The organism is Moorena sp. SIO3H5 (genome assembly GCF_010692395.1).
Classification (GTDB): Bacteria; Cyanobacteriota; Cyanobacteriia; order Cyanobacteriales; family Coleofasciculaceae; genus Moorena.
Map to the genome: position 1 here is coordinate 1 of NZ_JAAHHS010000333.1, position 8690 is coordinate 8690.

Below are 8690 nucleotides of genomic sequence, written 5' to 3' on the forward strand. Positions count from 1 at the left end.
TGACAGTTAATTTTACAGGAACTTGCCAAAGACCAACGAGACCCAATGGCTGTGTTGCGGAATATTAAAGCTCAAGAATTGACCCAAATTCATGGTGTTGGACTAGCGAAAGCGACAACGATTTTAGCAGCAGTGGAGCTGGGAAAACGGGCATTTCTATCTCGACCAACAGAAGGTGTAATTATTGATAGTCCAGCCTCAGCAGCAGCATCGTTGAGTCATGACTTAATGTGGCAAAATCATGAAAGATTTGCTGTGTTGCTACTCGATGTTAAAAATCATTTGTTGGGTACTCAGATTATTACTGTTGGTACCGCAACAGAAACCATTGCCAATCCCCGGGATATTTTCCGAGAAGTGCTGCGCCAAGGAGCAACACAGGTAATTGTGGCTCACAATCATCCCACTGGCAGTGTTGACCCAAGTTTTCAAGATATTACTCTAACGGAACGGTTATTACAGGTAGGTCAACTCTTATGTATTCCGGTATTGGATCACTTAATTGTTGGCAATGGTAATTACCAGAGCATAAGGCAAGTAACGAAACTGTGGGATGAGTATCCCCAGGAGGAATGACGTTTAGCTGTGGCAGATACGGAAGGGTTCCCTCACCACACATCTCATACCGGAATAATTCCCGAATAATTACCCTTAATCAAACCCTGCCCATATACTCACACACCCCAAACTACCCATATGCACCAAACTTCCTATCTCTTGTGTGCCAGAAAATGTTAAGTTAAGTATCAAAACGTGTCTTTTCTTGACAAAAGACCCGATCACCCAATCGGTGATCTCTCACCTCCGACGTATCATCAAAAAACTATTACAAGGATTCAGCCATGGTTACTAAAGTCCAAAAGACTGAAGCAGAGTGGAAAGAGCAGCTAACACCGGAAGAGTATAAAGTCACCAGACAGAAAGGAACGGAAAGAGCCTTCACTGGAAAATACTGGAACAATAAGGACAAGGGTATCTACAAATGTATCTGTTGCGGAACAGAGCTCTTTAACTCCGATACCAAATATGATTCTGGGACAGGTTGGCCCAGTTTTTATGCACCTATCAAAGAAGAGAATGTAAAGGAGGAACCGGATAACAGCCTATTTATGCGCAGGACAGAAGTGTTGTGTGCTGTCTGTGACGCTCACCTAGGTCATGTGTTTAGCGATGGACCACAACCAACAGGATTACGCTACTGTATGAATTCTGCTTCCCTTAGTTTCGAGAAACAGGATTAAAAAAATAGGATTAATCAGATCAATTCCCCTGAGTTTAATTGGGGAAATCAATAATGGTCTGTCGATAAAACTGGGGCATTCCGGTATCAAAATATTTGCCTTTAACTAGATAACCGGTTATGCCCTCTTCTTGTCGCAATTTATCAAGACAGGATGTGAGCTGAAATTCACCTTTTTCACGGATATTGTGGTTGATTTGCTCTTCAAGATAGTCAAAAATTTTCGGCTTGAGTACATACATACCAAATACCGCTAAGAACTGATCTGCTGCCATTCCTTCCATATGGAGATGGGCTCGCGCATACTCAAGAGTAGGCTTTTCATAAAGCTCTGTCACACGCAACCGTGATTCTGACTCTTCCCAAATTCCAGTTACACAACCGGCTTTATGAATAATATTTCCTGGCATTACGGTCAAGGAAACAACGCTCTGCTGAACCTGGTTATAAACGTTTAGAACTTGACTAGCACAGGAAGTTTCATGGTCAGAAGCGTAAACATGATCCCCCAGCAACAATAGAAAAGGCTGATCATTTACCCATTCTTTGGCACAAAATACAGCATGACCATAGCCTTCTTGCTCCTCTTGAATCACAAAGGTAATTCTCTGGCCTAAATCCTGTAAATATTGGCTGTATGCTTGGTTTTCTGGAGAGAGTTTATCAAAGAGTTCGGGTTTGGGGGGGGACTTAAACAATTCTTCAAAATGTTTGCGATCGCTTTTTTGAACCACAATCCCCACTTCTTCTATCCCAGCACTGACCGCTTCTTCCACAATCGCCATGATCACTGGTTTCGCCCTACCATCCCGGTCAATAATCGGAAATAACTCTTTTTTTACCACTTTCGTGGCTGGAAACAAACGGGTACCAAAACCAGCTGCGGGAATTACAGCTTTGCGAACGTTATTGGTCTGCATAAATCGTTAACATCAAAGATTCCATTTGGGGGAAATCACGCTCAAGAATTTTAATTAAGTTTTGTTGACTTTCCTTGTCTTTAACAATAAATTGTGCACTACCATCCCCTTGAGAGCCAACTCCCTTTCCCCCTAGGATATAAGGTTGAATTGGTTCATAATTCAGGATTTGGTGTAACACTCTAGCAGTTAATTGCTCAGGGCAAGCAGGGATAAGATAGCGGTCGAATTCAGCTTGTGCCTGGTTCATCAAGCTACCAATGCGTTCAGCATCACCCCTTTCCAGAGCCTCAACTGCCTCCTGAGTAATTTTAGAACTGATTGAACCAAGATAGTGCTGAACATTTTGTTGTATTTCGTTAGTGGCGAATGGATAGCACTGATTCAGTTTACCGAGTATTTCCTGAGTATTTTTACTGGCTCCGAGGTCTACAATTACAAAAAATAGATTCCGAGGTACCTTGAGTTCAGTAATATCGGTGTGATCACCATCAAACATCATCATGACCGGTCGATTGCCATAAGCACAGGCGAAATCCATCCGACCACATTGAGAAGGAGTGGTGGTTTCCCCCAGATAGGCTAACTCCATTTCTTCTTGGAGGCTCATGTTTAAGTCATACATGAGATTGAAGCTGCGGGCAACTAGGACAGAAATTGCTGCACTTGAGGATAGCCCTTTCTTGATCGGTAAGTCAGTGCGGTAATTATCGATTTCAATTCCACCGACAGGATAGCGAGAGAGACACTGGTAGGCAACCCCAGCAGCATAACTAAAAAAACCGCCTTTTTTAGCAACAGCGAGCAGAGCACTCCTTTCCATTGGTAAACTAATACAAAGGCTTGGGGCACCCTCCCGACCGGAAGTACGAATAATCAGCTCGTTCGGATGAGATAAGACCAGAGCATAAAGTCCCTGATTGGTTCCGGTGATTAGGGTGTAGCCTCTTTCGAGCTGGGGATTTAGGCAGCGATAACCTCCTGCCCAATCACTATGTTCCCCAAATAGACAAAGGCGACCTGGAACAAACACTTTCATTATTGAGTTAAATGCAAACGCAGTTTTGATTGCAATAGAATACAGCCGGTGATTGCAGTGGTAGATTCTGACAGGCTACAGTGTATTTTACGGAGCTGCAAAGCACTATATAAAGCACTATAGTATGAAATTGCCATCCCAGGGATTGCATTCAAAGACGGCAAGACACCGCCAAACCGGTAAACTCGACCTAGAGGGTGCTACCGATCAATGCTACTTGGTATTAACTAGAACTTTTGAAACCTCTATGTGGGTAGATAAAAATAAACGTAACGTCGTCACTACCTTGAACGTTTGATGTTAACTACTCCATGCAAGCCTTGGCTGTGCATCCCTAAGGTCAACAGTTAACAGTCAACATAGTTAACGTGATTCAAATCACGTTTTACTTGCAAAAGGTTAACAACTTATTAAAACTTAAATCACCCCAGATCAACATCAGCTATTTGATTATGAATAATGCCAGGAAAAATTTCATCAGGGAAATCTAGAATGACAGCTTTGATTAATTTGGAAACCTCCCAGACCAGTGCTTGTGTCACTGCTTGGCTCAGAAAGCACACTCTTTATCTAGGGTTCATTGGTCTGTATGTGGTAGAATTACAAAGTATCTTGGCTCACCGGGGATATTACTTTGGTCCATTAGATGGTGTGTTTGACACAGAGATTGAATATGCTGTGCAAGGCTACCAGCAAAAGGTATTTCTCAGACCAACTGGTATTGTAGACCAAAAGACCTGGCAAGCTCTTCTGAGTGGTGCTCCGGTCAATATGCCGATTCTACGTCCTGGCAGTTTTGGTGAGGCTGTCAGAAAAGTTCAAGAAGTACTTTGGATTAGTGACTACTATACCGCTAAGATTGATGGCATCTTCGCTTCCCTGACACTCGAAGCAGTGCAACGCTTCCAAATCGATAGGGGTTTGCTAGGTAATGGTGTAGTTAGTGAACACACCTGGAACGCCTTGAGCGATATGCCTCGCTATGTCTATTAGGCTATGTCTATTAGTGGGTTAGTCCTGTCCTAAAGCATTGATACCAAGTTGCGATCAATCAAAGATATTATTCTTTGAACTGGTGAGGGAGTGAGCAGGTGAGCAGATAAACAGATACTAGAACAGATACTACATATGAATGCAACTTGGTATGCTGACGGGGTGTTCAGGGGGGCGGTCCGGGGAGATGGGGATCAAAAATCACGGATATCAACCCCAAACTGCAGTAAGGTATCTCGCGTAATTTAACAGTTCTGTTCCTGGATCTTTCCCCGGAATTGATTCAGGCCTCAGTAGGAAGACGCGAGTCACGCGTTTCGGCAAAGCTTCATCGCTTATGCGATCGCATCCTCTACCCATGCAATGGCAAGATTTCTATATCGTTAAAAATCCCCAAATTGCCCGGAATTGAACCGTAAGCATCAGAAAGCATCAGAGCTATACTACCATCTTGTTTAATTGATTCCTTAGCACATTAGACTTAATAACGACAACTATGTTATGTTAATTTTCATGAAGCTCCTGAAAATTGACATAACAATATGAACCTGCCAGAGTCTGTTAAATTTTGGTCTCAATTCTTCCACCCCTTACTGATGTGGGTGCTGCTAGCGGCAGCCTTCTATGCTCTTTATCTCGGTTTGAAAATCCAAAAGACTAGAACGGCGGAAGGTGACGAAAAGAAAGCGCTAGTTAAGGGTAAATATAATGTTAAGCACCATCTTGTTGGTTCAGCGTTGCTATCAATGATGGTACTCGGTACCATCGGAGGTATGGCAGTAACCTACATTAACAATGGCAAGTTATTTTTTGGACCCCATTTACTGGCTGGTTTAGGCATGACCGGAATTATTGCTACCTCTGCCTCTCTGACACCATTGATGCAGAAAGGTCAAACTTGGGCTCGCTATAGTCACATCTTCCTGAATGTTGCACTCTTGGGACTATTCAGTTGGCAAGCCATCACCGGTATGCAAATTGTCCAGAAGCTTCTTAGCAATCCGTAGATGATTTGATTTACCTAGGGGCTTGGTATTATACCCCCCCTAGGATGATGTTAGAGTTGGAATAGGCGAAGTTAAACTTAGCTTTTGGTTGCTTTTAATTTAGGTATCGAAGTTAGGCTCTAAGCCTTCCGCTGATAGCTGATAGCTGACCCCTAAGAATAAATCTAACTGTAGATTTTACTGGCGCTGTGATGGATTCGGTATTGGTAGACCATTACTGCTGTGGAAGTCTTCCTGTACCTTGTGGGTTAAACGGCGGGAAACTTGACGCACAACTTGCTGCAAAATTCCGTTGCCTGTGCGCTTAATCAACGACTGAGGTAGTTTCAGAATCGCCTTGGGAAACCACATATCAACACTCAGGTCAAGATGCCACTCCACGCGGGTTATGGCCGATGGTATGGACTCCGATTCCAGCTGATGCTCTTGAAAATACTCCCTTGCTGGTACTTCTACTAAGGTCTGAGATGCCTGGAAATCAAGCTCATAGCCTGGACTGACGTAATTGGGTACGGGGATTGTCCGAATCTGATAGGAATTTTCGTCTTGAGATAACAATTCCAAACCGATTTTTGGCTCTACCCTATAGCCAAATGCCCCAAAGCTACCAATGCTTAAAATATAGCCATTGTCTGTGAGCAGTTCTACTTTCATTGGATGAGCGCAGCGACAAAACCAATCCTGGTGAGTATTTAGATAGGCACTTACTTGCTCAGCTGAAGCATACATCTCCATACAGTCTTGAAAATGACAGTGAAACCGAGTCGGCTCACTACCTGAGTAAGACCCTGATGGAACAATAGAGTCAGTGTGTGCCGAATTGGCAGGAGTATTCAAATCGACCTGTTTTGCCTCAATTGACTGATGGTTAATAAAATGCGATCGCATACATCATCCTCTTCATTTGATTGCCTTGTTACTAGTTCAGAAACTAGTTGAGAGCCTAGTTGAGAAATGTCCATGGGTCGCTCTTGCTGATCCCACTCCTCTAGCTGAGTTAATCAGGAGTCGGACACAAACAAGTTGAGCTATGTAAACAAGTGTAAAGTTTTGGAGCCTGATCTAGCTGGGTGTCTGGTGATGCGAGATCAGTTATTAGATCACTGACTATAGCGGGTTCTAATTAGATCCACCCACAAAGTCTTATAAGAACACATGACCTATAAACTTATACAATCGAGAGGTTGGGGTTTACGGACAAAACCAATATGGCGGTTCTCGATTGAATGGCCTAGTTTAATTTTCACTCAGAATAACTGGTAAACTCGCTAAGCTACTAGGTGAATTGTACGGAAATTGCCATGAAAGCATGTGTAGTTGGAGCAACGGGAGAAACAGGAAAGCGGATTGTACAGGAATTGGTTATGCGTGATATTCCTGTACGGGCTTTAGTGCGAAATTTAGAGTACGCTCAAGAAATATTACCACCAGCTGCAGAATTAGTGGTGGGAGATGTGCTCAAACCCGAGAGTATCAGTGCCGCGATCGCAGATAGTACTGTAGTGCTGTGCGCCACTGGTGCTCGCCCTACCTTTGACCCAACCGCACCCTACAAGGTGGATTACGAAGGCACTAAAAATTTAGTAGATGCTGCTAAGCAAAAAGGGGTAGAACACTTTGTATTGGTTTCTTCCCTCTGTGTGTCCCAGTTGTTCCATCCCTTAAATCTATTCTGGCTGATTCTGGTCTGGAAGAAGCAAGCAGAGGAATATATCCAAAAAAGCGGCTTGACCTACACCATTGTGCGACCAGGTGGTCTCAAAAACGAAGATAACTCAGACCCGATTGCCATGTCTGGGGCAGATACTCTATTTGAAGGTAGCATACCTCGCACCAAAGTAGCAGAAGTTTGTGTTGAGGCGCTGTCGGAACCGGAAGCTCGGAATAAAATAGTAGAAGTGGTTAGCTCAGCACAAGCTCCCGATCAAAGCTGGGAACAGCTATTTGCTGACGTGGTTTGAGGCAGTGTTGAGCGTTCCCGTAGCGTGGCCTACGGCCAATCGCATTTTGTGAACACTATTAAGTTCACAGTATTAACACTAGTAAGGATTAGTCAACTGAGTGCCTTCATCACCCCGACAGAAGTACGGAAAGTTAAGAGGATTTCCAAATACTTCCTATAAATTTACACTCAAAGGCTTATTTTACAATATTTCAGCCTTAGTGATAGTGAGCTTATTATTGGGGATTTATCTCAGACATGTGTTTAATAGATGGGCTTACTACCCGGTTGAGCGTACGCTATCTGATTATCCTACCAGTATTCACGGCACCCCTCCCTTAGTGATGAGGGGAGGAGATCCTTACATTCGCGCCCTAATGCGTACTATCACCGCTAGTGAAGCTAATGACCGCCAACCCTACACGATTCTCTATGGTGGTCAACACGTGTCTGATTTAAGGCGTCATCCTGAAATATGTGTTCCCATAGTCGCTGGTCCTAATGTTGGAAAATGTAGCACAGCAGCGGGACGGTATCAGTTCCTTGATTTTACCTGGAAAGAAAAGGCACAACGCTATCACCCCAGACCCTCAGGCTTTTTGTTTTGGAAGCAGTATAGCTTTGAGGCACACTTCCAGGATGCTGTGGTTCACGATTGGCTCAAGGATAGTAGAGCCTGGGGGATGGATATTCCCAAAGAATTGCGGCAAGGAAATTTAGATAAAGTGTTGCGGGAGTTGTCTGGTACTTGGACAAGTCTAGGTTATGGCATAGAAACCAATAGCATGAGTAAGCACTTGCCAAAGGTTTATCAACGGATGCTTGAGGAAGAACTAAACCGCTAATCCTTGATCGTGGCATGCTTGCAGGAAATTAACAATTTTTTTTAAGCAGTTATTTATTTTGTATTGAGAACTGCTATACAGCGGTTTGTACCTCACAAGTCGTAGAATTGCTATAAATAACTATTTAATTAAATTTAACCAGAGTAAAAATTATCGATAATTATTTTTTTGATCAGGGCAAAATTGCTTGATTATTATTCACATAATTTTTAATTAATCTAGTATTAATACAAGCTAGTTGACTGACAAAATTATCCTTAGCTAAAGATAAATTCAGGGAATATAATAGGCAAGCTTGTGATGATGAATTCCTAGTAAAGACTGAAAAGCCTTCTAGGTAATATTATCCTGAATTTTATCAGTTAACCAGTATAAGTAGTCAACAGCGATAAATTATTATTATTGTTCATTAAATAAAAATTATGGTAAAAATTCAAGCTGAAAATTTTCTAAATCTAAACAATTTTGAACCTGAACTTAATAACGATGCTGAGGGTGGTTCACTGCTCAGAATACCTTTTAGAATTGGTCCTAATAACTCCTCTGGTACTGCTAGCACAACCTTTGATTTACCTACTGGTAACTACGAAGTTAGGCTGGGCTACTTTGATGAGACTGATGGGGACAGCACCGTAGATATCAGTATTGGCGATACCGTATTGCCAACATTAACTTTCAATAACCCCCCTCCTGGTGCTGATGTT

9 protein-coding genes and 2 pseudogenes are annotated in these 8690 nt (G+C 42.8%); 8 read left to right on the top strand and 3 right to left on the bottom strand.

The window, feature by feature from the left end:
- Window positions 1-576, top strand: a pseudogene (gene radC / locus F6K52_RS27220) (DNA repair protein RadC); the annotation flags it as partial.
- A 266-nt stretch (window positions 577-842) separates the two neighbouring features.
- On the top strand, window positions 843-1241 hold the full coding sequence (gene msrB / locus F6K52_RS27225) for a peptide-methionine (R)-S-oxide reductase MsrB (protein WP_293085732.1): 399 nt from the start codon (window positions 843-845) through the stop codon (window positions 1239-1241).
- A 34-nt stretch (window positions 1242-1275) separates the two neighbouring features.
- On the opposite strand, the gene F6K52_RS27230 is transcribed toward msrB, so the two are convergent.
- Complete coding sequence (locus tag F6K52_RS27230) at window positions 1276-2160, bottom strand: UTP--glucose-1-phosphate uridylyltransferase (RefSeq protein ID WP_293085735.1); 885 nt, start codon at window positions 2158-2160, stop codon at window positions 1276-1278.
- Complete coding sequence (locus F6K52_RS27235; RefSeq protein ID WP_293085738.1) at window positions 2147-3199, bottom strand: GHMP kinase; 1053 nt, start codon at window positions 3197-3199, stop codon at window positions 2147-2149. The genes F6K52_RS27230 and F6K52_RS27235 overlap by 14 nt, the downstream gene beginning before the upstream one ends.
- A 124-nt stretch (window positions 3200-3323) precedes the next feature.
- Between F6K52_RS27235 and F6K52_RS27240 the strand changes: the two genes are divergently transcribed.
- From F6K52_RS27240 to F6K52_RS27250, 3 genes are all read left to right on the top strand, one after another.
- Complete coding sequence (locus F6K52_RS27240; RefSeq protein ID WP_293085741.1) at window positions 3324-3497, top strand: hypothetical protein; 174 nt, start codon at window positions 3324-3326, stop codon at window positions 3495-3497.
- A 194-nt stretch (window positions 3498-3691) separates the two neighbouring features.
- Window positions 3692-4192, top strand: a complete 501-nt coding sequence (locus F6K52_RS27245) for a peptidoglycan-binding protein (RefSeq protein ID WP_293085744.1) — start codon at window positions 3692-3694, stop codon at window positions 4190-4192.
- 542 nt (window positions 4193-4734) lie between these two features.
- A complete protein-coding gene (locus F6K52_RS27250) occupies window positions 4735-5199 on the top strand; it encodes a DUF4079 domain-containing protein (protein ID WP_293085747.1) in 465 nt (154 codons plus the stop codon).
- A 177-nt stretch (window positions 5200-5376) separates the two neighbouring features.
- On the opposite strand, the gene F6K52_RS27255 is transcribed toward F6K52_RS27250, so the two are convergent.
- The gene (locus F6K52_RS27255; protein WP_293085750.1) at window positions 5377-6087 is read right to left on the bottom strand and encodes a DUF1997 domain-containing protein; all 711 of its coding nucleotides are present in this window, start codon (window positions 6085-6087) and stop codon (window positions 5377-5379) included.
- A gap of 413 nt (window positions 6088-6500) precedes the next feature.
- Here F6K52_RS27255 and F6K52_RS27260 point away from each other — a divergent pair, with 413 nt between their 5' ends.
- The 3 genes and pseudogenes from F6K52_RS27260 to F6K52_RS27270 form a co-directional block, all read left to right on the top strand.
- A complete protein-coding gene (locus F6K52_RS27260) occupies window positions 6501-7160 on the top strand; it encodes an SDR family oxidoreductase (protein WP_293085753.1) in 660 nt (219 codons plus the stop codon).
- A 100-nt stretch (window positions 7161-7260) separates the two neighbouring features.
- Entirely contained in the window at window positions 7261-7986 is a 726-nt protein-coding gene (locus tag F6K52_RS27265; RefSeq protein ID WP_293085757.1) for a glycoside hydrolase family protein, read from the top strand.
- A gap of 422 nt (window positions 7987-8408) precedes the next feature.
- Window positions 8409-8690, top strand: a pseudogene (locus F6K52_RS27270) (hypothetical protein); the annotation flags it as partial.

Coding starts and splice junctions, on each gene's coding strand:
- msrB (WP_293085732.1), top strand. CDS start 843: ATGGTTACTAAAGTCCAAAAGACTGAAGCAGAGTGGAAAGAGCAGCTA.
- F6K52_RS27230 (WP_293085735.1), bottom strand. CDS start 2,160: ATGCAGACCAATAACGTTCGCAAAGCTGTAATTCCCGCAGCTGGTTTT.
- F6K52_RS27235 (WP_293085738.1), bottom strand. CDS start 3,199: ATGAAAGTGTTTGTTCCAGGTCGCCTTTGTCTATTTGGGGAACATAGT.
- F6K52_RS27240 (WP_293085741.1), top strand. CDS start 3,324: ATGAAATTGCCATCCCAGGGATTGCATTCAAAGACGGCAAGACACCGC.
- F6K52_RS27245 (WP_293085744.1), top strand. CDS start 3,692: ATGACAGCTTTGATTAATTTGGAAACCTCCCAGACCAGTGCTTGTGTC.
- F6K52_RS27250 (WP_293085747.1), top strand. CDS start 4,735: ATGAACCTGCCAGAGTCTGTTAAATTTTGGTCTCAATTCTTCCACCCC.
- F6K52_RS27255 (WP_293085750.1), bottom strand. CDS start 6,087: ATGCGATCGCATTTTATTAACCATCAGTCAATTGAGGCAAAACAGGTC.
- F6K52_RS27260 (WP_293085753.1), top strand. CDS start 6,501: ATGAAAGCATGTGTAGTTGGAGCAACGGGAGAAACAGGAAAGCGGATT.